22 protein-coding genes are annotated in these 22340 nt (G+C 64.1%); 13 read left to right on the forward strand and 9 right to left on the reverse strand.

Going from position 1 to position 22340, the window contains the following annotated elements; genetic code table 11:
* Positions 1-173: 173 nt before the first annotated feature.
* The 6 genes from NKH97_RS12945 to NKH97_RS12970 are packed head-to-tail and all read left to right on the forward strand — an operon-like array spanning position 174 to position 7322.
* Positions 174-1034: an FAD binding domain-containing protein gene (locus NKH97_RS12945; protein WP_128304201.1), complete on the forward strand. Its 861-nt coding sequence runs from the start codon at positions 174-176 to the stop codon at positions 1032-1034.
* Complete coding sequence (locus NKH97_RS12950) at positions 1031-3865, forward strand: molybdopterin-dependent oxidoreductase (protein WP_352797152.1); 2835 nt, start codon at positions 1031-1033, stop codon at positions 3863-3865. Before NKH97_RS12945 ends, NKH97_RS12950 begins: the two co-directional genes overlap by 4 nt.
* Positions 3862-5403, forward strand: a complete 1542-nt coding sequence (locus tag NKH97_RS12955; RefSeq protein ID WP_352440582.1) for a 6-hydroxynicotinate reductase — start codon at positions 3862-3864, stop codon at positions 5401-5403. Before NKH97_RS12950 ends, NKH97_RS12955 begins: the two co-directional genes overlap by 4 nt.
* Positions 5403-6287, forward strand: coding sequence for a UPF0280 family protein (locus NKH97_RS12960; protein WP_352797156.1), 885 nt, complete (start codon positions 5403-5405; stop codon positions 6285-6287). Before NKH97_RS12955 ends, NKH97_RS12960 begins: the two co-directional genes overlap by 1 nt.
* Complete coding sequence (locus tag NKH97_RS12965) at positions 6280-6864, forward strand: amino acid synthesis family protein (RefSeq protein WP_352775432.1); 585 nt, start codon at positions 6280-6282, stop codon at positions 6862-6864. Before NKH97_RS12960 ends, NKH97_RS12965 begins: the two co-directional genes overlap by 8 nt.
* Positions 6861-7322, forward strand: a complete 462-nt coding sequence (locus tag NKH97_RS12970) for a MarR family winged helix-turn-helix transcriptional regulator (protein ID WP_352775435.1) — start codon at positions 6861-6863, stop codon at positions 7320-7322. Before NKH97_RS12965 ends, NKH97_RS12970 begins: the two co-directional genes overlap by 4 nt.
* Before the next feature lie 40 nt (positions 7323-7362).
* On the opposite strand, the gene NKH97_RS12975 is transcribed toward NKH97_RS12970, so the two are convergent.
* Genes NKH97_RS12975 through NKH97_RS12985 form a run of 3 tightly spaced genes read right to left on the reverse strand, consistent with a single transcriptional unit; the run spans position 7363 to position 11224 of the window.
* Positions 7363-8331 (reverse strand): substrate-binding domain-containing protein, encoded by a 969-nt coding sequence (locus NKH97_RS12975; protein ID WP_352730413.1) that lies wholly within the window; start codon positions 8329-8331, stop codon positions 7363-7365.
* The gene (locus NKH97_RS12980) at positions 8328-9644 is read right to left on the reverse strand and encodes an ABC transporter permease (RefSeq protein WP_352797161.1); all 1317 of its coding nucleotides are present in this window, start codon (positions 9642-9644) and stop codon (positions 8328-8330) included. Before NKH97_RS12980 ends, NKH97_RS12975 begins: the two co-directional genes overlap by 4 nt.
* Entirely contained in the window at positions 9641-11224 is a 1584-nt protein-coding gene (locus NKH97_RS12985) for a sugar ABC transporter ATP-binding protein (RefSeq protein ID WP_352797164.1), read from the reverse strand. The genes NKH97_RS12980 and NKH97_RS12985 overlap by 4 nt, the downstream gene beginning before the upstream one ends.
* Before the next feature lie 222 nt (positions 11225-11446).
* On the opposite strand from NKH97_RS12985, the gene NKH97_RS12990 reads away from it, so the two are divergent.
* Positions 11447-12466: a LacI family DNA-binding transcriptional regulator gene (locus NKH97_RS12990; RefSeq protein ID WP_352673003.1), complete on the forward strand. Its 1020-nt coding sequence runs from the start codon at positions 11447-11449 to the stop codon at positions 12464-12466.
* Positions 12467-12499: 33 nt separating this feature from the next.
* Here NKH97_RS12990 and NKH97_RS12995 read toward each other — a convergent pair whose 3' ends face one another.
* The 3 genes from NKH97_RS12995 to NKH97_RS13005 form a co-directional block, all read right to left on the reverse strand.
* The gene (locus tag NKH97_RS12995; protein WP_023810748.1) at positions 12500-13501 is read right to left on the reverse strand and encodes an LLM class flavin-dependent oxidoreductase; all 1002 of its coding nucleotides are present in this window, start codon (positions 13499-13501) and stop codon (positions 12500-12502) included.
* 68 nt (positions 13502-13569) lie between these two features.
* The gene (locus NKH97_RS13000; RefSeq protein ID WP_023810749.1) at positions 13570-14739 is read right to left on the reverse strand and encodes an AI-2E family transporter; all 1170 of its coding nucleotides are present in this window, start codon (positions 14737-14739) and stop codon (positions 13570-13572) included.
* Positions 14740-14856: 117 nt separating this feature from the next.
* Positions 14857-15918, reverse strand: coding sequence for an LLM class flavin-dependent oxidoreductase (locus NKH97_RS13005; protein ID WP_352797169.1), 1062 nt, complete (start codon positions 15916-15918; stop codon positions 14857-14859).
* Positions 15919-16219: 301 nt separating this feature from the next.
* On the opposite strand from NKH97_RS13005, the gene NKH97_RS13010 reads away from it, so the two are divergent.
* The gene (locus tag NKH97_RS13010) at positions 16220-16648 is read left to right on the forward strand and encodes a DUF6481 family protein (protein WP_023761392.1); all 429 of its coding nucleotides are present in this window, start codon (positions 16220-16222) and stop codon (positions 16646-16648) included.
* A gap of 139 nt (positions 16649-16787) precedes the next feature.
* On the opposite strand, the gene sugE is transcribed toward NKH97_RS13010, so the two are convergent.
* Both sugE and NKH97_RS13020 read right to left on the reverse strand, forming a co-directional pair.
* Positions 16788-17102 (reverse strand): quaternary ammonium compound efflux SMR transporter SugE, encoded by a 315-nt coding sequence (gene sugE, locus NKH97_RS13015; protein ID WP_013528463.1) that lies wholly within the window; start codon positions 17100-17102, stop codon positions 16788-16790.
* A gap of 207 nt (positions 17103-17309) precedes the next feature.
* Positions 17310-17435: a hypothetical protein gene (locus NKH97_RS13020; protein ID WP_013528464.1), complete on the reverse strand. Its 126-nt coding sequence runs from the start codon at positions 17433-17435 to the stop codon at positions 17310-17312.
* Between the two features lie 211 nt (positions 17436-17646).
* On the opposite strand from NKH97_RS13020, the gene NKH97_RS13025 reads away from it, so the two are divergent.
* The 3 genes from NKH97_RS13025 (at position 17647) to NKH97_RS13035 (ending at position 20032) form a co-directional block, all read left to right on the forward strand.
* Positions 17647-18456 carry a transglutaminase-like domain-containing protein gene (locus tag NKH97_RS13025; RefSeq protein ID WP_023810752.1) on the forward strand — a complete coding sequence of 270 codons (810 nt, stop codon included), beginning with the start codon at positions 17647-17649 and terminating at the stop codon, positions 18454-18456.
* A gap of 143 nt (positions 18457-18599) precedes the next feature.
* Complete coding sequence (locus tag NKH97_RS13030) at positions 18600-19565, forward strand: cation diffusion facilitator family transporter (RefSeq protein WP_352793370.1); 966 nt, start codon at positions 18600-18602, stop codon at positions 19563-19565.
* A 62-nt stretch (positions 19566-19627) separates the two neighbouring features.
* On the forward strand, positions 19628-20032 hold the full coding sequence (locus NKH97_RS13035; RefSeq protein ID WP_023810754.1) for a GFA family protein: 405 nt from the start codon (positions 19628-19630) through the stop codon (positions 20030-20032).
* Positions 20033-20052: 20 nt separating this feature from the next.
* On the opposite strand, the gene NKH97_RS13040 is transcribed toward NKH97_RS13035, so the two are convergent.
* Entirely contained in the window at positions 20053-21324 is a 1272-nt protein-coding gene (locus NKH97_RS13040; RefSeq protein ID WP_128304190.1) for a DNA recombination protein RmuC, read from the reverse strand.
* A gap of 103 nt (positions 21325-21427) precedes the next feature.
* On the opposite strand from NKH97_RS13040, the gene def reads away from it, so the two are divergent.
* Both def and NKH97_RS13050 read left to right on the forward strand, forming a co-directional pair.
* Positions 21428-21958 carry a peptide deformylase gene (gene def, locus NKH97_RS13045; RefSeq protein ID WP_023810756.1) on the forward strand — a complete coding sequence of 177 codons (531 nt, stop codon included), beginning with the start codon at positions 21428-21430 and terminating at the stop codon, positions 21956-21958.
* A gap of 116 nt (positions 21959-22074) precedes the next feature.
* Positions 22075-22335 (forward strand): hypothetical protein, encoded by a 261-nt coding sequence (locus tag NKH97_RS13050; protein WP_023810757.1) that lies wholly within the window; start codon positions 22075-22077, stop codon positions 22333-22335.
* Positions 22336-22340: the final 5 nt, after the last annotated feature.

The following is a 22340-nucleotide window of genomic DNA, read 5'->3' on the forward strand; positions in this document are numbered from 1 at the left end:
ATGGCCGGCGGCGTCAACCTCTCGCGACATAACAAATGCGTGCCGGCCGGGTCGCTGCAAACTCCGGCTTTGACAAATCCTGCGGGCTTGATATCATTTGCATACGAATGAATTTCTCGGCTTGAACGCCGGAAATACCGGATTCGGAAAGTTCCTTTTCTGGAAGGCAAAGCGTGATCCGTTACGCGAAACCCACCTCGGTCGACGAAGCGCTCGCTTTGCTTGGCGAGGGCGCCTGGCGCATCCTTGCCGGCGGCACCGATTTCTATCCGGCACAGGGCAGCAAACCCTTCCGCGACAATGTTCTCGACATTAACGGCCTGGGTTCGCTGCGCGGCATTGCCGAGACGAGCGACCATTTCGTCATAGGCGCGCGCACGACCTGGACCGACATCGTCCGCCACCCCTTGCCGCCGGCCTTCGATGCCTTGAAACAGGCGGCGCGCGAGGTCGGCTCGGTGCAGATCCAGAACGTCGCCTCGGTCGCCGGCAATGTCTGCAACGCGTCGCCGGCCGCCGACGGTGTGCCTGCCCTGCTCGTCCTCGATGCCGAGGTCGAGCTGCGCTCGGTGGCAGCCACGCGGCACCTGCCGCTGCAGGACTTCATTCTCGGCAACCGCCGAACGGCTCTGCTGCCCGGTGAGATGGTCACGGCCATCCGCGTGCCGAGACCCGCTGCTACGGGCATGTCGGCTTTCGTCAAGCTCGGCGCGCGCCGTTATCTCGTCATTTCCATTGCCATGGTGGCGGCACGTCTGGTCGTCGAAAACGGCCTTGTCCGGCAAGCGGCGGTCGCCGCCGGCTCCTGCTCGGTGGTGGCCAGGCGGCTGGCCGGCGTCGAAGCCGCGTTGTGCGGGCTGCCGGCGGATGGCGGACTTGCCTTTGCGGTCCTGTCCGCGCCGATGAGCGAACTGTCGCCGATCGCCGATGTGCGCGGCAGCGCCGAATACCGGCTCGATGCGGTGCGCGAGATTGTTGCCCGCGCCGTGCTCGCGGCTGTGGGCCGGACGACTGGCGAAGAGGTGGCGGCATGAGCCAAATTCAGCCTGACGCGCGTGAAGCCTTGCCCGATCCGAGCAGTGCCCAGCCAGGCTTCGGCGCTGCGCGCGCCGATATCGTCTTCGAGGTCAACGGCGCCGCCGTCTCGGTCAATGTGCCGCCGCTGCGCCGGCTGTCTCTGGTGCTGCGCGACGAACTGGGGCTGACCGGCACCAAGGTCGGCTGCGATGCCGGCGATTGCGGCGCCTGTACGGTGCTGGTCGACGGCGATCCCGTCTGCGCCTGCCTGATGCCGGCGGCTTCCGCTGCCGGCGCATCGGTGACGACAGTCGAAGGGCTTTCCAACGGCCGGCTGTCGGCGTTGCAGGCCTCTTTCCTCGCCTACGGCGCCGCGCAGTGCGGGATCTGCACGCCCGCCCTGTTGGTTGCGGCGACGGCGTTGCTGGAGAAGAAGGCGAGCCCCACCGAGGTCGAGGTACAGGACGCGCTCGGCGGAATTCTGTGCCGCTGCACCGGCTACCGGAAGATCATTGCCGCGGTGATGGATGCCTCCGTGCAGGCAGTAAGCCTGGATTTCCGCTTGCCTCCATCCGGCCACGCGATCGGCTCCTCGCCGATCCGACTCGACGGCGTGCCGAAGGTCACCGGGGCTGAGAAATTCGGCGGCGATTCCTTCCCCGCCGATGCGCTGGCCGTGCTGGTGGTCCGCTCGCCGCATTATCACGCCGCTTTCGCCTTCGGCGACCTCGACGGCTGGGCGAAACAGCATCCTGGCATCGCCGGGGTCTTCACCGCCGCCGACATTCCGGGAAAAAACTGTTTCGGCGCTATCGGCCCATTCGCCGACCAGCCGGCGCTGGCCGAAGGTTTTACTCGTCTTCGCGGCGAGGCGGTGGCGCTGGTCGCCGGCGAGCGCGAGGCGATCCTCGATCTCGACCTGTCGGATTGTCCTATCCGCTGGAGCGAACTGCCGCATTTTCTGCAACCCGCCGAAGCGCAGGCCGAAGGTGCGGCGCTGATCCATGAAAGTCGGCCGGCGAACCTGCTCACCTCCGGCCTGGTCGAACGCGGCGACCCCGAGACGGCGCTTGCCGGCGCTGCGTTCACCGTGTCCGGCGCCATCGACACCTCCTATGTCGAGCACGCCTATATCGAACCGGAAGCCGGCTATGCCTATCTGGACGGCGACACGCTGGTCGTCGTCGCCTGCACCCAGGCGCCCTATATGGACCGCGACGAGACGGCGAAGGTGCTCGGCCTTGCCGTCGACAAGGTGCGCATCGTGCCGACCGCGACCGGCGGCGGTTTCGGTTCCAAACTCGACGTTTCGTTGCAGCCGCTGATCGGCCTGGTGGCGCTGAAGACGGGGCGGCCGGCGGCACTCGCCTACACCCGCAACGAATCGATGATGTCGACCACCAAGCGCCATCCGGCCGGGATGAAAGCGACCATCGGCGCCGATGCCGACGGCCTTGTCACCGGCATGATCTTCGAAGGTGACTTCAACACCGGCGCCTATGCAAGCTGGGGCCCTACCGTGGCCAACCGCGTGCCGGTGCACGCCTCCGGACCCTACGCGACGCCGAATTACCGCGCCGAAGGCCGCGCCATTCACACGCATGGGCCAATTTCCGGTGCCTTCCGCGGCTTCGGCGTGCCGCAGGCGACGATCATGCAGGAGACGCTCTATGACGAGCTGGCCGGCAAACTCGGCATGGACCGGCTCGACTTCCGCTTAAGGAACTGCCTTCGGAACGGTTCCGAAACGGTTACCGGGCAGCTTCTGGAGTCCGGCGTCGGCATTGCCGAATGCCTCGAATCGCTGCAGCCGCATTGGGTGCGCGCGACGGCTGATGCGGATGCATTCAACAGTGCCAACAGGGATAGAAAGCGCGGCGTTGGCGTCGCGTCCTGCTGGTATGGCTGCGGCAACACCTCGCTGCCCAACCCGTCGACAATCCGGGTCGGCATCGCGGCCGACGGCGCGGTCATCCTGCACCAGGGCGCCGTCGATATCGGCCAGGGTTCCAACACCGTCATCACCCAGATCTGCGCCGACGCTCTCGGCCTGCCGTTGGAGAAATTCCAACTGAAGAGCGCCGACACAGCCATCACTCCCGACGCCGGCAAGACCTCGGCCTCGCGCCAGACTTTCGTCACCGGCAAGGCAGCCGAAAAGGCCGGCCGCGCCTTGCGCGAAAAGATCCTGCGATTTGCCAATGTTTCCGAAAACGCAGCCCTGCAACTCGACGGCCCCGCGATCGTCATCCGCGAAGGCGAAGCCACGCGCCGCATCGATCTCGCGACATTGGATGTGGATACCGAAGGCTTCGTCTTCCGTGCTGAGGAGACCTACGATCCGCCGACACTGCCGCTCGATGCCAAAGGACAGGGCAAGCCCTATGCCGTTTACGGCTATGGCGCGCAGATCGCCGAACTGGAGGTCGACCTCAAGCTCGGCACGGTGAAGCTGCTGAAAATCACCGCCGCGCACGATGTCGGCAAGGCGATCAACCCGCTGCTGGCCGAGGGCCAGATCGAAGGCGGTATCGCGCAAGGCATCGGCATGGCGCTGATGGAAGAGTACATCCCCGGCCGCACCGAGAATCTGCACGACTATCTCATCCCGACCATTGGCGACGTGCCGCCGATCGAGACCATTCTCATTGAAGTTCCGGACCCGGAAGGACCCTTCGGTGCCAAGGGTTTGGGCGAGCATGTGCTGATCCCGACGGCACCGGCAATCCTCAATGCCATCCGCCACGCCACCGGCGTCCTGGTCACCAAGATACCGGCGACGCCGACGCGTATCCGCGCTGGCATCCGCGAAAAAGATGGCATCCGCGAAAAGGAGGCACGCCGATGAGCGAGCTTGCCGAACGCTTCGAAACCCATGATCCCGGCGAGAAGCTGGTGGCGGAGAAGATCCGCTGCGATGCCTGTCCGGTGATGTGCTACATCGCGGATGGGCGCACGGGCGCCTGCGACCGCTACGGCAATGTCGGCGGCAGGATCGTGCGGATGGACCCGCTGACGATCCTCGACCATGCGGCCGAGACCGGCGCGGCAATCGTGCCGTTCATTGCCGAAGGCGAGGCCTGGGACGGCGAACTGGTCAACACCGGCCGCCGCTTCGTCACGGCAATCGGCGCCGGCACCACCTATCCCGACTACAAGCCGGCCCCGTTCATCGTCAGCCAGGAAGTCGAAGGCGTCGATCTCGTGACCGTGGTCACCGAAGGCATTTTTTCGTATTGCGGCGTCAAGGTGAAGATCGACACCGACCGTCATATCGGACCCGAAACGGCTGTCGTGCGATCGCAAGGCGAAGCGATCGGCCATGTCACGACGGGAGAATATGGCTCGCAGATGCTGTCGCTGGGCGGTGTGCATCACCTGACCGGCGGCTCCAAGGCCGAGGGCCGCGCCACCTGCGACGCTCTGCTCAATCTGTGCAACCGCAAGCCGGTGGAACTGGCCATCGACGGCGGCGCCACCATAACAGTCGAAGCCGGCAAGGCGCCTGTCATCGACGGCAAGCAGGAACACCGCATGCGCGTCGGCTGCGGCTCGGCGACCATCGGCATGTTCGCCACGCAATGGCGCGGCCTGGTCGACGAGGTGGTGGTGGTCGACGACCACATCACCGGCGTCGTTTCCGAGCACCAGGCTGGCAAGGTTCTGGGCTGGCAGGATACGGGCATCAAGATCATTGGTCGCCGTTCGACGCCGGGCCGCTATTTCAAGGTCTCCGAACCCGGTCTCGGCTGGGGCGGCACCAGCATTTCCGACCCACTGTCGATCCTCGGCGAGTGGAACGCCAAGAAAGGCGCGCGGCCGGGTCTGTCGCTGCTGATGGTGTCGACCACCGGCGAGCAGTTCGCCTATTACGAGCTCGATGACGAGCTGAAACCGGTGCAAAAACCTTTCCCCGAACGGCTGCAAAAGTCGGTCGGCCTGATCGAGGACAATTGCGAGCCGGCTTTGTGCACGGTGCTGTTCATCGGCGGTGCCGGCGGTTCGCTGCGGGCCGGCGTCACCGAAAACCCGGTCAATCTCACCCGCTCGGTTCAGGGCCTGAAGACCTATGTGACGGTCGGCGGCGCGCCGGTCTATGTTTGGCCGGGCGGCGGCATCACGCTGATGGTCGATGTCACACGAGTGCCGGAAGGCGCCTTCGGCTATGTGCCGACGCCGGCGCTGGTGGCCCCGATCGAGTTCACGCTGCGCCGCGACGACTATGTCAGGCTCGGCGGCTACGAGGCCGAGATACGCAGCGTCGAGGACATTGTCGCAAAAGGCGGTGAGTACCTGAATCCGCGCCGCGGCACCGGCGCCGAAGCCAACAATCCATGGCCGCCACTCGCGCAGCTACGTCGTGCCGGCCCGAACGGGGCCGGGTGATGCAAGGTCCGCAAGCCCATTGGCTGCAGGACGGCAGGCGGCTGCATCTCAACCACGGGCCGATCGACCTGATCGTCGAGGTTTTTGGTGAGGCGGATGAATGCCGCCGAGCCTATGAACAAGCCGTAGCGCGGTTCCAGACGATCCTGATGGAGCTGGTCGAGGAACTCCCCGAATTGCGGCTGCCGGCGTTTTTCCTGGCGCCGCGCACATTCGCCGGCCCGACGGCGCGCCGCATGGAGGCAGCCGTCATGCCCCTGGCGGAATGCTTCATAACACCGATGGCCGCCGTCGCGGGATCGGTAGCCGACGAAATGCTCGCCGCATTGCTTGAGGGTCGCAAGCTCGATCGCGCCTATGTCAACAACGGTGGCGACTGCGCAATCCATATCGGCAGGGGACAGTCGATGGGATTGGCGGTCGCCGGCACCGGCAACGGCATGGCCGACCGGATCACGATCCGCGCGGAAGATGGCGTTCGTGGCGTTGCCACCAGCGGCTGGCGCGGCCGCTCCTTCTCGCTTGGCATTGCCGACGCCGTCACCGTGCTCGCGCGGACCGGCGCCGAGGCAGATGCGGCAGCGACCCTCATTGCCAACGCGGTGGACCTGCCCGGCAATCCCGCCATCAAGCGCATTCCCGCACATGAATTGTCGCCCGACAGCGATCTCGGCGCGCGCCTGGTGACACATGGTGTCAGCACGCTTGCCCTTGGCGAAGTGGCGCGGGCGCTGGACAATGGCCTTGCCGTCGCCGAAGATTTTCGCCGGCGCGGCCTGATTGCCGGATCGGCGCTGTTTCTTGGCGGTGAGGCCCGCATCAGTGGCTCGGTTGCGCTTGCCGCGCCCAACAAAAGTTCGAGGGAGGAAGTTGCCCATGCCTGAGTTTCCAATCCGCAAGATCGCGGTGCTGATCGAAGAGATCTTTCACGAGGGCGGGCCGGTGGCCCAGGTGCCGCGCCGCCGCGCCGCCGCCATGGCGCTCGTGAAAAATCCGTTCGCCGGGCGCTATGTCGAGGAGCTGCAGAGCGCCATGGACGATCTCAAGCCGCTCGGCTTGCTGCTCGCCGACCGGCTGATCGCGGCGCTCGGCGGCGACGTCAAGCAGATCGACGGCTACGGCAAAGGCGCCATTGTCGGCGCGGCGGGCGAGTTGGAGCACGGTGCGCTGTGGCATGTGCCCGGCGGCTACGCCATGCGCGAGCGGCTCGGCGACGCCAAGGCGATCGTGCCGTCGGCCAAGAAGGTCGGCGCTTTCGGTTCGAAGCTCGACGTGCCGCTCGGCCACATCAACGCAGCCTATGTGCGCAGCCATTTCGACGCCATGGAAGTCGGCATGTCCGATGGTCCGCGCCCCGACGAGATCCTGTTCTGCCTCGCCATGACCTGTGGCCCCCGCATCCACGATCGCATGGGTGGTCTCGCGGCCGATGACATCAAAGCCTGGGATGGCTTGCGGTGAGCGGCGAGGACAATCTGCTCAAGCTGGTCGAGGTCGAGACCCCGGACGACCAGGATTACCTCCTGCAGGAGCAGGTCGGCTTCATCCTGCGCAAGGCGCATCAGCGCCATGTCGCGATCTTTGCCGCGCATATCGGCGACCTGACGCCGCCGCAATTTGCAGCACTTGCCAAGCTGCGGGACGTCGGCGAGACCTCGCAGAACCAGCTCGGCACGCTGATCGCCATGGATGCGGCGACGGTCAAGGGCGTCATCGACCGGCTGAAGGCGCGCGGCCTGGTCGAGCTTTCCAGGCACGAGGTCGACAAAAGACGGCTTCTGGTCAATCTGACCGCGGCAGGCCGCCATGCGATCGAGCGCCTGATCCCGCTGGCGCGCGAGATCACCCAGGAGACGCTGGCGCCGCTCTCCGCCAAGGAGATCGCCACCTTCATGAAGCTGCTGGTGAAGCTGGCTTAGACCGCCGGGCGCCAAAAAGGCACCCGGCAGGAAGCTTGGCTCAGAGGCCGTTGTCCTTCAGCACCTGGGCGGCGTTTTCCTTGGTGATCTTCTCGGTCGGCAGAGTGATGGTCTTTTCGACCTTCTCGCCGTTGAGGAACTTGATCGCCTGGCGCAGGCCTTCGGCACCGGGAGTGACATAGGTGAAGGTGGCTGTCAGCTCGCCCTTGTTGACCATCTGCACGCCTTCGTTGGGCAGGCCGTCGATGCCGATGAACTTGATGTCCTTTTCGCGGCCGACATCCTTGGCGGCGAGATAGGCACCATAGGCCATCGGATCGTTGTGGCCGTAAACGAGATCGATCTTCTCGTTGCTCTTCAGCGCGTTGGCCATCAGATTATAGGCTTGGTCCTGCTTCCAGTCGCCCGACTGCTGGTCGAGCAGATATTTGATGCCCGGCTCCTTGTCGGTGAATTCGTGGAAGCCGTCGTGGCGGTCATGCGCCGGCTGGGTGCCCATGCCGCCCCAGATCTCGACGACGTTGCCTGAAGCCTTGCCCTTGCCGCCAAGCAGTTCGACGGCATATTCGCCGGCCGCGCGACCGATCAGCGCGTTGTCGCCGCCGACGAACTGCGTGTAGTCCTTGGTGTCGACATTGCGGTCGAGCACGAAGACCGGGATCTTGGCGTCGATCGCCTGCTGCACGACGCCGGTCAGGCCGGCAGATTCCTTCGGTGACACCAACAGCGCATCGACCTCCTGGCGGATCAGGTTCTCGACATCGGCGACCTGCTTTTCGGTCTTGTCCTCGCCGTCGGTGATGATCAGTTCGACCTCGGGATGCTTGGCGGCTTCGGCCAGGATGTCCTTGTTGAACTGCGCGCGCCAGGGCTCGATGGTCGTCACCTGCGAGAAGCCGATCTTCCACTTTTTGTCCTGGGCGAAGGCATTGCCGGTGGTCAGAAGCGCGGTGGTGGTCAGCAGCGCCGCGGTCAGGGCGGCAAGCTTCAGCATGTCACGTCGTTTCATTTTTTGTTTCCTCCGAGATTGAGAGACGGTGTCTCTTGCGACGGCCGCTTTGCCGCGGCCGTTTCCTTGTGCGCCGATTGCCCGCCGGGCAGGCGCAGATAGGCCAGGAGATCACCGGCATTGCGCTCCTGCACGAGCACGGTGCCGATGATGATCATCCCCTTCAGCACCAGCTGAAGGTTCGAATTGATGTTGTGGAGCTGCAGGATGTTGGAGAGCAGGCCGAAGATCAGCACGCCGCAGAAAGTGCCGACGAGGCTGCCGCGCCCGCCCATCAGACTGGTGCCGCCGATGACCACGGCGGCGATGGCATCGAGCTCCAGCCCGGCGCCGGCATCCGGCTTGCCTTGCCGGTACTGTGCGACATAGAGCACGGCGGCGATGCCGGCGAGCAGCCCGGAGACAGCATAGGTAGCGATCTTGACGCGGCCGGCGGCGATGCCGGAGAGGCGCGCCGCCTCCTCGTTGCCACCGATGGCGTAGACATAGCGGCCGAACGGCGTGAAGCGCAGCACCGCGCCATAGATCAGGATGGCGCCGAGGAAGAACAGGCCCGGCATCGGGATGATGCCGAACACCAGCGAGCGCAGGATCTCGAAATCGGCGGTCGCGTTGGAGCCGGTATAGACCGGCAGCACGGCATTGTTCTGGCCGGCGGTCAGCCGGGCGATGCCGAGCGCCGTCACCATCATCGCCAAGGTGACGATGAAGGGCTGCAGGCGCCCGGCAACGATGATGAAGCCGTTGAGCGCGCCGAACAGCAGGCCGACGCATGGCGCCACCAGCAGCACGCCGAACACGCCGAATTTCGGCTCGATCTGCGGCAGCAGAAACCACAGCGACAGGCAGCACAGGACCACGCCGACGACGGCGGGCGTGACCACCCCACGAATCCCGTCCAGCCTGATCTCGCGGAGGAGATCGGCGCCGGCGCGGGACTTTGCCAGGTTCTGGAAAATGAAGCGGGTGACGACGAAACCGAGGCAAAGCGCCACCAAAGCGACGGTCGGCACGCCCAGCACGACGCCTGGTGTCACGCCTGGAACCGTCAGCAGCATGGCGCAGACCACCGAGCAGATAGCCATCAGCGAGCCGACGGAGAGATCGATGCCGCCGGTGATGATCACAGCCGTCATGCCGGTGGCGATCAGGCCGGTGGTCGACACCTGGCGCAGCACATCGAGCAGATTGCCGTAGGAGAGGAAGATGTTGTTGCCCTTCGAGCTCATCGGCGAGCCGAGCACGCCGATCAGGAAGATGGCGATCAGGCCCCAATAGAGCTTGGTTCGGGACAGGAGTTTCAGGGCAGTCATGCGGCTGGTCTCGATATGGTCCGGCGCGGGGCGGCGAGGCGCATGATGGCCTCCTCACTGGCCGCGTCGCGGGAAAGAATGCCTGTCTGGCGGCCATCGGCCATCACCAGGATGCGGTCGGAGAGGTGCAGCAGCTCCGGCAGTTCGGAGCTGATGACGGCGATGGCGAGGCCGTCGCGCGCCAGCCTGAAGATCAGGTCGTAGATCTCGCGCTTGGCGCCGACATCGATGCCGCGCGTCGGCTCGTCGAGCAGCAGCACCCTTGGCCTGGTTGCCAGCCACTTGCCGATGACGACCTTCTGCTGGTTGCCGCCCGACAACGTACCGGCGGGCTGATCGATGTCCCGGCAGCGGATGCCGAGGGCCTCGACCGCCTGCCGCGCCAGCCCCTGCTCGCCGGCCAGCGAGCGGATGCCGAAGCGGGCCAGCGAGCCGACCAGCGGCAGCGCGACATTGTCCGCGATCGAAGCCTGCAGATGCAACCCTTGCGTCTTGCGATCCTCGGTCACCAGCGCGATGCCCAGCCGCCTTGCATCGCGCGGCGAACGGATATCCATGCGCTGGCCGTCGATACGGATTTCGCCGCCGGTGCGGCCATCGCTCGAACCGAAGATCGCTTCCAGGATCTCGGTGCGGCCCGAACCCAGCAGCCCGCCAATGCCAAGGATTTCTCCAGCGGCAAGATCGAAGCCGACGCCGTCGATCACCGTGCGCCAGCCATGCGCATCGGGCTTCGACAGCGACAGGTTTTCGACCGAAAGCACGGTCATGCCAGTGGTGTTGCGCTCTTCCTGGGAGGAAGCAAGCAGGTTGCGGCCGACCATCGCCGAAATGATCGCATCTTCGTCGAGCCTGGCCATCGGCTCGGTCAGCACATGGCGTCCGTCGCGAAACACGGTGACGCGGCCGGCCAGATGCATGACCTCGTCGATGCGGTGCGAGATGTAGACGATGGCGACACCGCTGTCGACAAGCTGGCGGATGATGCGGAACAGCCGCTGGCATTCGGCCGGCGACAGCGCCGAGGTCGGCTCGTCCATGATCAGGATGCGTGCCGACATAGACAGTGCCTTGGCGATCTCGACCAGTTGCTGCTCGCCGACACGCAGGGCGCCGACGCGGGCTTGCGGATCGAGTTCGATGCCGAGCCGCTGCAACAATGTGCCCGCCGCGCGGCTGCTCGCCTTGCGGTCGACGATCAGGCCCGCGATCAGCTTCTCGCGGCCGAGGAAGATGTTGTCGGCGACGCTGAGTTCGGGCACCAGGTTGAGCTCCTGATGAATGATGGCGATGCCGGCATCCTCGGCGTCGCGCACGCCGCCGAAGCTGACCGGGCGGCCATCGACGCTGACCGTGCCGTCATAGCCGGTATAGACGCCGGAGAGGATCTTCATCAGCGTCGACTTGCCGGCGCCGTTCTCGCCCATCAAGGCATGAACCTCGCCGCGACGCAGCTCAAAGCCGACATCGACAAGCGCGGCGATGCCGCCGAAGCTCTTGGAAATGCGCTCGGCACTCAGAACGGTGTCCGACCGATCAGCCGCACCGTGCTCCGGGGACAGGGAATTGCTCTCTTGCATGACAATGGCGGCCTCCCTTCCGTCGTCGTCAATTTCCCGCAAACGCTAATCTAAACGTTTCGATCAAGTCAAGCCGATATAAGGTGCCGGACGTTTGATGCAATTTCGATTCTTGCTTAAAAGGACAGGATTCCGTACGTGTTGGCCAGCAAGGGGTGGCGAAACGTTTCGAAAATGACAGCGTCAGGGCAAAAAAGACACCGCAAATCCACCGCGCCCACCATGCTTCATGTGGCTGAAGCGGCGCGTGTTTCTGTCGCCACCGTTTCGGCGCTGATCAATGGCACGGCGACGGTCAGCCCGGAGCTTAGCCAGCGCATCGAGCAGGCGATCCGCGATATCGGCTACAAGCGCAACGCGATCGCCCGCAGCCTGAAGATGGGCACGACCCGCACCATCGGACTGACCGTGCCGCACATCACCAACCCGTTCTTCACCGATGTCGTCTCGGTCATCCAGCAGGCCTTCGACCGGGCCGGCTATGCCGTCATGCTGTGCTGCACGGACGAGGATTTGAACACCCAGGACGACCAGATCAGGCTGCTGCTCGACCGCATGGTCGACGGGCTGATCGTGGCGCGCGTCGGCGACGGCGCGATCCTCAAGCGGATCGTCGACGACGCCAACGTGCCGGTCGTGCTGCTCGATCGTATCTGCAAAGGCGTCGACACCGATGCCGTGGTGCTGGACAACCAGCGCGCGGTGTTCGACGCCATCACCTATCTGATCAATCTCGGCCACCGGCGCATCGGTTACATCACCGGCACCTCGGACATCTCGCCGATGCATGACCGCATGGCAGGATATCGCGAGGCGCTTCACGCCGCCGGCCTGCCGATCGCCGAAGAACTGATCCGCTTCGGCAATTTCCATGAGATCGACGGCTATACCGAAACCATGCAGATGCTTTCCTCGCATGATCGGCCAAGTGCTATCTTCTCGGCCAACAACCCGATGGTGATCGGCACCATGAAGGCGATCCGCGACATCGGCCTGTCCTGCCCGGAAGACATTTCGGTCGCCTGCTTCGACGACTTTCCATGGTCCGACGTGTTCCAGCCGCAGTTGACCACGGTGGCCCAGCCGGTGCAGGCGATCGGAGAACAGGCGGCCAATCTGCTTCTCGACCGTCTCGCCGGCAACAGGGACGCGCCGCCGCGCAAGCTTTTGCTCAAGGGTAGGCTGATGATCCGCAATTCATGCCGCCCGCTCGGGGCGATGGCGCAGAGCGTAAGCGCGTAGTCTTTCGCCAGCGTATATTCGTACCAGGAGTTGTCAGGCCGCCTGCGACAGGGATTTGTGCGCCTCGGCCAGGATCTCGAACGATCGCACCCGCGCCGCATGATCAAAAATCTGCGCGGTGACCATCAGTTCGTCGGCGCCGGTGCGGCGCACGAAGGCATCGATGCCTTGCCGCACCGTTTCCGGGGAGCCTACGACGGCGCAGGACAATGCCTGGCCGAGCATTGTCTTTGCCATGGGATCGAGATCGCGGTCATAGTTCTCGACAGGTGGCGGCAGCCGGCCGGCCCGACCGGTGCGCAGATTGACGAAAGCCTGTTGCAGCGAGGTGAACAACAAACGGGCCTCCGCATCGGTGGGCGCGGCGAAGACATTGAGGCCAAGCATGACATGCGGCTTGTCGAGCTGCTCGGACGGCTGGAAGCGCGAGCGGTAGACATCCAGCGCGTGATCCAGCTCCGCCGGCGCGAAATGCGAAGCGAAGGCGTAGGGCAGGCCGAGCATGGCGGCGAGCTGCGCGCCGTAGAGGCTGGAGCCAAGAATCCAGACCGGCACGTCCTGGCCTTCGCCGGGCACGGCGCGGATACGCTGGCCTTCCTCAGCCGGCTGGAAATAGCCCATCAGCTCGACGACATCCTGAGGGAAATTGTCGACCCCGGCCTCGAGATTGCGGCGCAAGGCACGGGCGGTGCCCATGTCGGTGCCGGGCGCCCGGCCGATGCCGAGATCGATGCGGCCCGGATGCAAGGCGGCCAGCGTGCCGAACTGCTCGGCAATCACAAGCGGCGAATGGTTGGGCAGCATGATACCGCCGGCGCCGACGCGAATGGTCTTGGTGCCGCCGGCGACATGGGCAATGACGACGGCTGTGGCCGCGCTGGCGATACCCGGCATGTTGTGATGCTCGGCCAGCCAGAAACGCTTGTAGCCCAGGCGCTCGGCATGGCGGGCAAGATCGAGCGAGTTGGCCAGCGACTGCGAGGCATCGCTGCCTTCGACGATCGGCGACAGGTCGAGAACGGAAAGAGCGGTCATGGGTGGGATCCTGTGTCAGGACCGCATGTAGGAAGCATCCGGCGGCGCCGCAAATTCAAAAATATTGATCAGCCTTTGACAGCTTCGGGGTCGGCGATGTCGTCCTCCTCGACGACAACCGCGTGCTGCGCGGAGAGAAAATTGCCGACATGGCTAAGCCCGTCGAAATGATCGCAGAATACCTTGATGACGACCAGCAGCGGCACCGCCATCAGGGCGCCGACGAAGCCCCACAGCCATGACCAGAAGGCGATGGCGATCAAGATCGCCACGGCGTTGATCTCCAGGCGCCGGCCGACCACCATCGGCGTCACGAACTGGCCTTCGACGATGTCGCACAAGATCACGAAGGCCGGCGCCAGAAGCGCGTAGAAGATGGTATCGAAGCTGATCAACGCCATGACCGTGACAAGCGCAATGGTGATCAGCGCTCCGACATAGGGCAAGAAGTTGAGCAACGCCGCGGCGGCTCCCCAGACCAGCGGATTGGGCATGCCAAGCGCCCACAGACCGAGAGCGATGACTGTGCCAAGGCCGGCATTGATGATGGTGACGGTGAGCAGATAGTGCGAGATTTCGCGCTCGACGTCATAGACGACGCGCAGCGCCCGTTTCTTTTCGCTGAGGCGGGCGAAGGACTGGATGATCTTTTCATAAAACATCGTGCCGGAGGCGAGCAGGAACAGCGACAGCACGAAGATGATGGTCAGGCCTGTTCCCGCCGACAGGATGTTGCTGGCGGCCGCCGACAGGATGCCGGACTGCGCCACCGCCACCCTCTGAATGCCCGGCTCCTGCGAAGTCTGGGTCAGCTGTTCGATCTGATGCGAAATCTGCATGATCTTCTCGAGCGGGCGGCGCAATTGTGCCAGCCGTTCGGCAAGTTGCTGGCCTATCGAAGAGGTGTTGTTGATGAGGTCGATGATCGGTCCGCTGAGCAGGTAGCCTACGCTGGCAAAGATGCAGATCGACACCAGCACCAGAAGGGTCGCCGAAATCACTTCGGAGATGCCGTGCCTGCGCAGGAGCCTAACGATCGGCGTCAGCGTCAGCGCCAGCAGGAAAGCCAGAATGACCGGCATGAAGAAAGCGCGAGCGAAGTAGAGCGCATAGATGGCCATGAACAGGAAAATGCCGACGAGCAGCGAACGCATCAGATGCGTGTCGGCGCGGGCCGCAACGCGCGAATCCGATTCGTCGGCGACGGCGTGAGCCAAGGCAGCGGGTTCGGTTTTCATGCTCACCCTCGAGCCGGCGCCCTCGGCGATCGGCTATTGCCTGCATGAACGCAGAGTTATGGGCGCAGGTTCCATGAGCCGGCTTCCGGAATGAGGCCGCTCGCACCGGACTCCGGGTCAGGCGACCGGCGCTGCCGGTGCCGGCTCAGCCTTGGCTGTTTCCTTGCGTACGATTGGCGCCACCCTGGTGCCGTAGAGTTCGATCGCCTTCATGATCTTGGCATGCGGCATGGTGCCGATCGCCATCTGCAGCAGGAAGCGGTCGTTTTTGAAGATCTTGTGCTGGGCGACGATCTTCTCAGCCACTTGCTCGGGGCCGCCGACGAACAAGGCCCCGTTCGGGCCGCGCGACTGGTCGAAATGCGCTTGGGATGTCGGACCCCAGCCGCGCTCGCGGCCGATGCGGTTCATCACCTCCGCCTGCGGGCGGTAAAAATCGTCGGCCGCCTGCTCGGTCGTCTCTGCGATGAAGCCGTGCACGTTGATGCTGGTGGCGAGGCCCGCCAGATCACTACCGGCGCGCTTGGCGGCTTCGCGGTAGAGATCGAACAGCGGCGCGAAACGCGCCGGCTCGCCGCCAATGATGGCGAGCGCCAGCGGCAGGCCGAGCGCGCCAGCGCGGGCGGCAGACTGCGGCGTGCCGCCAATGGCGATCCAGACCGGCAGCCTGTCCTGGAAGGGCCGGGGATAAACGCCGCGATCGTTGATCGGCGCGCGCAGATTGCCCGACCAGGTGACCTTCACGCTGTCGCGGATGGCAAGCAGCAGATCGAGCTTTTCGGCGAACAGCTCGTCATAATCCTCGAGGTTGTAACCGAACAGCGGGAAGGATTCGATGAACGAGCCGCGCCCGGCCATGATCTCGGCGCGGCCGCCCGACAGAAGATCGAGCGTGGCGAATTGCTGGAAAACGCGCACCGGGTCGTCGGAGGACAGAACGGTGACCGCGCTGGTCAGCTTGATGCGCTTCGAACGCTCGGCCGCCGCGGCCAAGGCCACGACCGGTGCGGAGGCGGCATAGTCGGGCCGGTGATGCTCGCCGAGGCCGAAGACGTCGAGGCCGACCTGGTCGGCCAGTTCGACCTCCTCGATCAGGTTGCGCAGCCGCTCATGCGGGCCGATTGCGCCGGGGCCCGGCTGCGGGCTGACGTCGGCGAAGGTGTAGAGACCGAGTTCCATCTAATGTCATCCTGATGTTGGAATTTGCCGCTAGACGTAGCCATCCGCCAACCTCGCTGCCAGAGGGGCGACGGTGAACAGTGCATGTCGTTTTCGACTCTATCTCTTCGTCGCAATTCCCAAGGGAAAGCGCTGCGCGCTTTTCCCGGGAAAACCGCTTCACACTTCTCCTGGAATTGCTCCAAAGGCGTCTCCCGGCTGCAACAGCCGACAATTTCATGGCTGCCATGCCGTTTTGGCGCTTGAACTCTCGGTTTTCGCGCGTATGTAAGCGTCGCGAATTGACTTCAGGGAAGTGGACTTGGCTATCTACAGGGAAAAAGACGTTTTCGAGCGGCGCAACGCCGCAAACGAGGCAAAGAAGGCGCTCCTCGAGCGCTTCAAGGCAAAGCCGGCGGCGGATGATCCCGCAGTGCTGGCGCGGCAGGCTGAACGCAAGGCTATCCTTGCGGCTCGCGAAATCCGCGAGGCCGAAAAGGCCCGGCTGAAGCAGGAGAAGCTGGCACGCGAAGCGGTCGAGAAGGCCGAGCGCGAGGCAGCAGCCGAAGCGGCACGTATCGCCGCCGAGGAAGCTGCACAGGCTGAGGCCAAGATTCGGGAATCCGAAGAGAACGAGCGCATCGCCCGTTTTCTGGCCGATGAAGCCGAGCGCAAGGCCAAGCGTGACGCGCGTTATGCGGCACGCAAGCAGCGCACCGGCAGGACGCCGCCGGGCTTCTCGGCCCGCTAGCCTCCAGGCTACGAAGCAATCGGCTTCGAGAACCAGGGTCGCCTCGCAGCGGCCCTGATTGTGTTTGTCCCATGCATGTCGCCCATAAGTGGTCCCGGTTTTGGGAGGACGACATGCATAAAACAAGAAGCGCTATCGGTCAGGCGGCGAACTTCAATCCCATGATGCCGCAGACAATGAGCGCAATGCAGGCCAGCCTGATCGCGGTGGCTGGTTCGCCGAGCAGCCAGATGCCGAGCAGTGCCGTACCGACGGTGCCGATGCCGGTCCACACCGCATAGGCGGTGCCGACGGGCAGCGCCTTCAGCGCCAGGCCGAGCAGAGTGAGGCTGACGACCATCGAGGCAACGGTCAGCACGGTCGGCACCAGCTTCGAGAAGCCATCGGTGTATTTGAGGCCGATTGCCCAGCCGATCTCGAACAGGCCGGCGAAAAAGAGAAGAATCCACGACATCGACAACGCTCCATCAGAGCATCGGGCCGAAAAGCGATTTTCGGCGTCCGACGATCAGTCAAACAATGGCGGGTCGTCCCGTCCGGATTTTGGGGAAGCGCGAGGTCGTCCCCGCCACGCCAAGATAGGAATTTCGAGCGCTCGATCAACAACGACCGGCAACAGCGCTGCCGGTCGCAATCCCATTTCGAAGCAAATCGGCCGGACTTACTTGTCCTTGAGCTTCATCGCCTTCACCGGCGGCGCCTTCAGGGCCGGAGCCGGGGCGGGCTTCTTGGCGTCCTTCTTCGGCTTGCGGGCTTCCTTGCCTGCCTTCATCGCACCTTTAGCCATGATTCGTTCCTCCTGATGTGGGAAGCGAAGTGAAACAAGAGAACCGCCGGACTGCAAGGGGTTAGCGACTGCTGCCGCCGTCAGCGGCTCGCTTTCAACCGGTTTCTAATTTGCTCGTAAACCATGGCGGTCCATGCCATGGTTGTCTTCGCACTGCAGCATCAACCCGTGCCTCCGCCCGGTGATCGTCAGGCAGGCCGTCAGGACGACAATGCGAATTCACATCGGCTGCGAGATGAGCTTCGACTTTCCGCAGGAAACGCCGCTCATCGCAATGCTGAATGTCCACTATTCGCGTGCCTCCGATCTCGAGCGGCCGGATTTCCTGATCTCCAACCCGCCGGTGCCGATCGAAAGCTATCGCGACAGTTTCGGCAACTGGTGCAACCGGTTCGTCGCGCCACCCGGGCGTTTCACCTTCGGCACCGACGCGGTGATCCGCGATCCCGGCACTTTCGAGATGGGCGACCTGATGGCCTGGCAGCACGAGGTGCGCGATCTGCCGGCGGACACGCTGCTGTTTCTGCTGCCCAGCCGTTTTTGCGAAAGCGACCTTCTGGCTGATGAAGCGTGGCGGCTGTTCGGCAACACGCCGCTGGGCATTCCGCGCGTGCAGGCGGTCTGCGACTTCGTCCACAATCACATCGTCTTCAACTACGGCAATGCTCGGCCGACACGCACCGCCGCGGAAGCCTATCGCGAACAGAGCGGCGTGTGCCGCGACTATGCGCATCTCGCGGTCACCTTCTGCCGGGCACTCAACATCCCGACGCGCTATTGCACCGGCTACATCAGCGACATCGGTATGCCGAAACCATGGGCGAGCATGGATTTCTGCGCCTGGATGGAAGTCTATCTCGGCGGCCGCTGGCATGTCTTCGACCCGCGCAACAATGCACCGCGCATCGGCCGCATCCTGATCGCCTCCGGCCGCGACGCCGCCGACGTTCCGTTGACCCATATATTCGGGCCGGGAACGCTTGCCGGCTTCAAGGTGTGGACCAGCGAGATCATCGAGTAGTCGTTCTGCCTACCAGTCTCTAACGACAGACCTCTTTAACGACCGCCGTTTTTGAACGAGCCAGCGGTTCACACGTTGTGGTGGCTGTGGAGCTTCTTCCATCTGACCATTAGACTGGGTGTGCATCGAATGGGGACAGCACCATGGCCGGGCACGGCGGCTCAAAAAAGGTGATCTACGCGGCGCTCGCCGGCAATTTCGCCATCGCGCTGACCAAGTTCGCCGCCGCCGCCTTTACCGGCAGTTCGGCGATGCTGTCGGAGGGCGTGCATTCGCTGGTCGATACCGGCAATGGCGGCCTGCTGCTCTACGGCATGCACCGTGCCGCCCGCCCGGCCGACCGGACGCATCCCCTCGGTCACGGCCGGGAACTCTACTTCTGGAGCTTCATCGTCGCGCTCCTCGTCTTCGCGCTGGGCGCCGGCGTGTCGTTCTACGAAGGCGTGATCCATATGATGGCGCCGGAGCCGGTCGCCAACGCCGAGGTGACCTACATCGTGCTCGGCCTTTCCTTCCTGTTCGAAGGCAGTTCGTGGTGGGTGGCGCTGAAAGAGTTCCGCCAGCAGAAGGGCAAGCAGGGCTGGCTGCGGGCGGTGCAGTCGAGCAAGGACCCGAGCGTCTACACCGTGCTGTTCGAGGACAGCGCAGCACTTCTCGGCCTGATCGTCGCGTTCGCCGGCATCCTGGCGGCGGAAGTTCTGGGGATGCCGGAACTCGACGGCGCCGCCTCCATCGGCATTGGGCTGATCCTGGGCGCGACGGCAATCTTCCTGGCCCGCGAAAGCAAGGGCCTGCTGATCGGCGAGCCGGCCTCTCTCGAGGTGCAGATGAAGGTGCTGGCGATCGCCCAGCAGGATCCGGCGGTGCAGCGGGCGAACGGCGTCCTGACCGTCCATATGGGGCCGGCAGAGATCGTCGCCGGCCTGAGCATCGAGTTCGAGGACCATTTGACGGCGCCCGAGATCGAAGCTTGCGTCGAGCGCCTGGAGGCGCAGCTGAAGAAGGAGATGCCGGAGATCACACGGCTGTTCGTCAAGCCGCAGACGTCAGGCACCTGGGAGCAGCGGCGCAGGCTGATCGAGAACGCATCCGATCCGGCTCTGGACTAGCGCTGCGCCATTGCCTCACGGTCTTCCCCCGCTAGGATTAAAGGGACTTTGGAGGAGCGAAGATGAAAATCGACGGCGGCTGCCATTGTGGCGCCATCACCTACGAGGCGGAGGTCGACCCGGAGAACACCGGAATCTGCCACTGCACCGATTGCCAACAACTGACCGGAACGGCTTTTCGCGTGACCGTGGGCGCGCCGGAAGGCCACTACCGGATCACCAAGGGTGCGCCAAAGGTCTATATCAAGACAGGATCGAGCGGCGACAAGCGCGCGCAGGGCTTTTGCGGCGAGTGCGGCTCGCATCTCTACGCGACATCGGTTGGCGACGGGCCGAAGGTTTATGGCATCCGGGTCGGCACGGCGCGGCAACGTGAACAGCTGGTCCCGAGACGGCAAAGCTGGCACCGCTCGGCGCTGCCCTGGTTGCCGGAATTCCCGGGTATGACGACCAAGGAAGAGCAGTAGGGCGGATCCGGCGCTGCTGCTCAGTCGTCGCCTTCGACGACCCTCAGCCTGAGCTGCCCGGTTTTCGAATCGGCAACGCGCGCGCCAGTATCGACTTTCGCGGCGGGAGCCCGTGACGCTGCGTCCGCGGCGGCATCGCCGTCGGGCTGCGCGCCGAACTCCAGCGCTTCGATCTTCTGGCCGCGCTTGGTGACCTTCGACGTCGAAACCAGGATGTCGTCGATGTCCTTGGCCGACTGGCCGAAATGGACCTGCAGCTTGCGCACCCGCTCATCGACACGCGCGACATCCTCCATCAGCCGAATGACCTCGCCCTGGATCAGATGCGCCTGTTCGCGCATGCGGGCATCCTTGAGGATCGCCTGGATGACCTGGATCGACAGCATCAGCAGCGACGGCGAGACGATGACGATTCGGGCACGGTGCGCCTTATGGACGATCGCCTCGAAATTCTCGTGGATCTCGGCGAACACCGATTCCGACGGCACGAACATGAAGGCCGTGTCCTGCGTCTCGCCCTGGATCAGGTATTTTTCCGAGATATCGCGGACATGGATCTCGATGTCGCGGCGGAAGGCCTGCGAGGCGGCCTTCTGCAGGTCGGCGCCGTCGGCGGCGCGGATGGCATTCCAGGCCTCGAGCGGAAACTTGGCGTCGATGGCCAGCGACGGCGCGCCGTTCGGCATCTTCACCAGGCAGTCGGGACGGCTGCCGTTCGACAGCGTCGCCTGGAATTCATAGGCGCCATGCGGCAGGCCGTCGGCAACGATCGCCTCCATGCGCGACTGGCCGAAAGCACCGCGCGTCTGCTTGTTGGAGAGGATCGCCTGCAGCTGCACGACCTGGCCGGCGAGCGATTGGATGTTGCCCTGCGCGACATCGATGATAGCCAGCCGCTCCTGCAACTTGGCCAGGCTCTCATGCGTGGATTTCGTCTGCTCGGTCATGGTCTGGCCGAGCCGGCCGGTCATGGCGTCCAGGCGCTGGCCGATCGATTGCGTCAGCTCCGCCTGCCGTGCGCCGAACACTTCCGCAATGGCGCCCATGCGACCCTGCATTTCGGCCTGGCTTTGCAGAATTCCGGCCATCCGCGCCTCGGCATCGCGGGCATGATCGGCGGCTTCCGCAGCCGCCACGGCGCGCGCCTTCGCCGACCGCCACAGCGCAACGACCAGCGCCACGAACAGGGCCAGAAACAGCAAAGCGCCGAAGGCCAGCGCATGGCCGAGCGTGATGGTTGTGGCGCCAAGCCGGGCGACAGGCTCCGAAAGGATGGTGCTCAAATCATTCATGTGGACAGCATAGACGATTCGCCGCGATAGCACAGATCAAAACGTGAACGAGCCTCATGCCAACCGGTTGACGCTTTTCGCTGGAGGTCTTACGTGGAACGCCATGCCGATCAAGCCGCTCATCATCCTTCCCGACCCCATCCTGCGCCAGGTTTCCCAACCGGTGGAGCGTGTCGACGCGCCCCTGCGCAAATTAGCCGACGACATGCTGGCGACCATGTATGACGCACCGGGCATCGGTCTGGCGGCAATCCAGATCGGCGAGCCGCTGCGCTTGCTGGTGATCGATCTCGCCAAGGAAGACGAGACGCCGGCGCCGCATGTCTTCATCAATCCGGAAATCCTGGAGAGCGCCGATGCGCGCTCCGTCTACGAGGAAGGCTGCCTGTCGATCCCGGATTATTACGCCGAGGTCGAACGCCCGGCCGCCGTACGGGTCAAGTATCTCGACCGCGACGGCAAGCTGCAGGAGATGGAGGCCGAGGGCCTGATGGCCACCTGCCTGCAGCATGAGATCGACCACCTCAATGGCGTCCTGTTCATCGACCACATCTCGAAGCTGAAGCGCGACATGGTGGTGAAGAAATTCAAGAAGCTCGCCAAGGACAAAGCGCCGGGCAAGCTGGTGGGATAGGGCATGCTCTGTCGGAGCACGGCCCCTCCGATCAGCCTCGGCGGTTCAGCTTCACGAACCTTCGATTGAAAATACCGACTTGCTGTGATATCAGTGATATCACGTAGGAGGTGTCTATGGGTGACATGCTGATCCGTGGGATCAATCCGGAATTGAAACGGCGTCTCGAGGAAAGTGCGCGGCTGAACAGGCGCAGCCTTTCGGAGGAAGCGGTCGTCTTGATACAGAAGGGTTTTGCAACACAATTTGCTGGCGCCGAAAAAGTCGGCGATCGCCTCTATTCGCTCGTCGGCGATGATCGTTTCACAAGCGACGAGATTCAGGAAATAGCGAGGTCGCGAAGTGAGGCCGATCGTGGGCCGCCTGATTTCCGTTGACCGAA

The sequence above is a fragment of the Mesorhizobium sp. M0870 genome (genome assembly GCF_040319775.1).
In the GTDB taxonomy this organism is placed as follows: Bacteria; Pseudomonadota; Alphaproteobacteria; order Rhizobiales; family Rhizobiaceae; genus Mesorhizobium.

What these genes read in the sequence shown, in the direction of transcription:
- NKH97_RS13005 (WP_352797169.1), bottom strand. Translation starts at nt 15,918, where the DNA reads ATGGAACTCGGTCTCTACACCTTCGCCGACGTCAGCCCGCAGCCGGGC.
- NKH97_RS12955 (WP_352440582.1), top strand. Translation starts at nt 3,862, where the DNA reads ATGAGCGAGCTTGCCGAACGCTTCGAAACCCATGATCCCGGCGAGAAG.
- NKH97_RS13035 (WP_023810754.1), top strand. Translation starts at nt 19,628, where the DNA reads ATGAAAATCGACGGCGGCTGCCATTGTGGCGCCATCACCTACGAGGCG.
- NKH97_RS12965 (WP_352775432.1), top strand. Translation starts at nt 6,280, where the DNA reads ATGCCTGAGTTTCCAATCCGCAAGATCGCGGTGCTGATCGAAGAGATC.
- NKH97_RS12990 (WP_352673003.1), top strand. Translation starts at nt 11,447, where the DNA reads ATGCTTCATGTGGCTGAAGCGGCGCGTGTTTCTGTCGCCACCGTTTCG.
- NKH97_RS13020 (WP_013528464.1), bottom strand. Translation starts at nt 17,435, where the DNA reads ATGGCTAAAGGTGCGATGAAGGCAGGCAAGGAAGCCCGCAAGCCGAAG.
- def (WP_023810756.1), top strand. Translation starts at nt 21,428, where the DNA reads ATGCCGATCAAGCCGCTCATCATCCTTCCCGACCCCATCCTGCGCCAG.
- NKH97_RS12980 (WP_352797161.1), bottom strand. Translation starts at nt 9,644, where the DNA reads ATGACTGCCCTGAAACTCCTGTCCCGAACCAAGCTCTATTGGGGCCTG.
- NKH97_RS12985 (WP_352797164.1), bottom strand. Translation starts at nt 11,224, where the DNA reads ATGCAAGAGAGCAATTCCCTGTCCCCGGAGCACGGTGCGGCTGATCGG.
- NKH97_RS12960 (WP_352797156.1), top strand. Translation starts at nt 5,403, where the DNA reads ATGCAAGGTCCGCAAGCCCATTGGCTGCAGGACGGCAGGCGGCTGCAT.
- NKH97_RS13025 (WP_023810752.1), top strand. Translation starts at nt 17,647, where the DNA reads ATGCGAATTCACATCGGCTGCGAGATGAGCTTCGACTTTCCGCAGGAA.
- NKH97_RS13030 (WP_352793370.1), top strand. Translation starts at nt 18,600, where the DNA reads ATGGCCGGGCACGGCGGCTCAAAAAAGGTGATCTACGCGGCGCTCGCC.
- NKH97_RS13040 (WP_128304190.1), bottom strand. Translation starts at nt 21,324, where the DNA reads ATGAATGATTTGAGCACCATCCTTTCGGAGCCTGTCGCCCGGCTTGGC.
- NKH97_RS13050 (WP_023810757.1), top strand. Translation starts at nt 22,075, where the DNA reads ATGGGTGACATGCTGATCCGTGGGATCAATCCGGAATTGAAACGGCGT.
- NKH97_RS12995 (WP_023810748.1), bottom strand. Translation starts at nt 13,501, where the DNA reads ATGACCGCTCTTTCCGTTCTCGACCTGTCGCCGATCGTCGAAGGCAGC.
- NKH97_RS13000 (WP_023810749.1), bottom strand. Translation starts at nt 14,739, where the DNA reads ATGAAAACCGAACCCGCTGCCTTGGCTCACGCCGTCGCCGACGAATCG.
- NKH97_RS12975 (WP_352730413.1), bottom strand. Translation starts at nt 8,331, where the DNA reads ATGAAACGACGTGACATGCTGAAGCTTGCCGCCCTGACCGCGGCGCTG.
- sugE (WP_013528463.1), bottom strand. Translation starts at nt 17,102, where the DNA reads ATGTCGTGGATTCTTCTCTTTTTCGCCGGCCTGTTCGAGATCGGCTGG.
- NKH97_RS12950 (WP_352797152.1), top strand. Translation starts at nt 1,031, where the DNA reads ATGAGCCAAATTCAGCCTGACGCGCGTGAAGCCTTGCCCGATCCGAGC.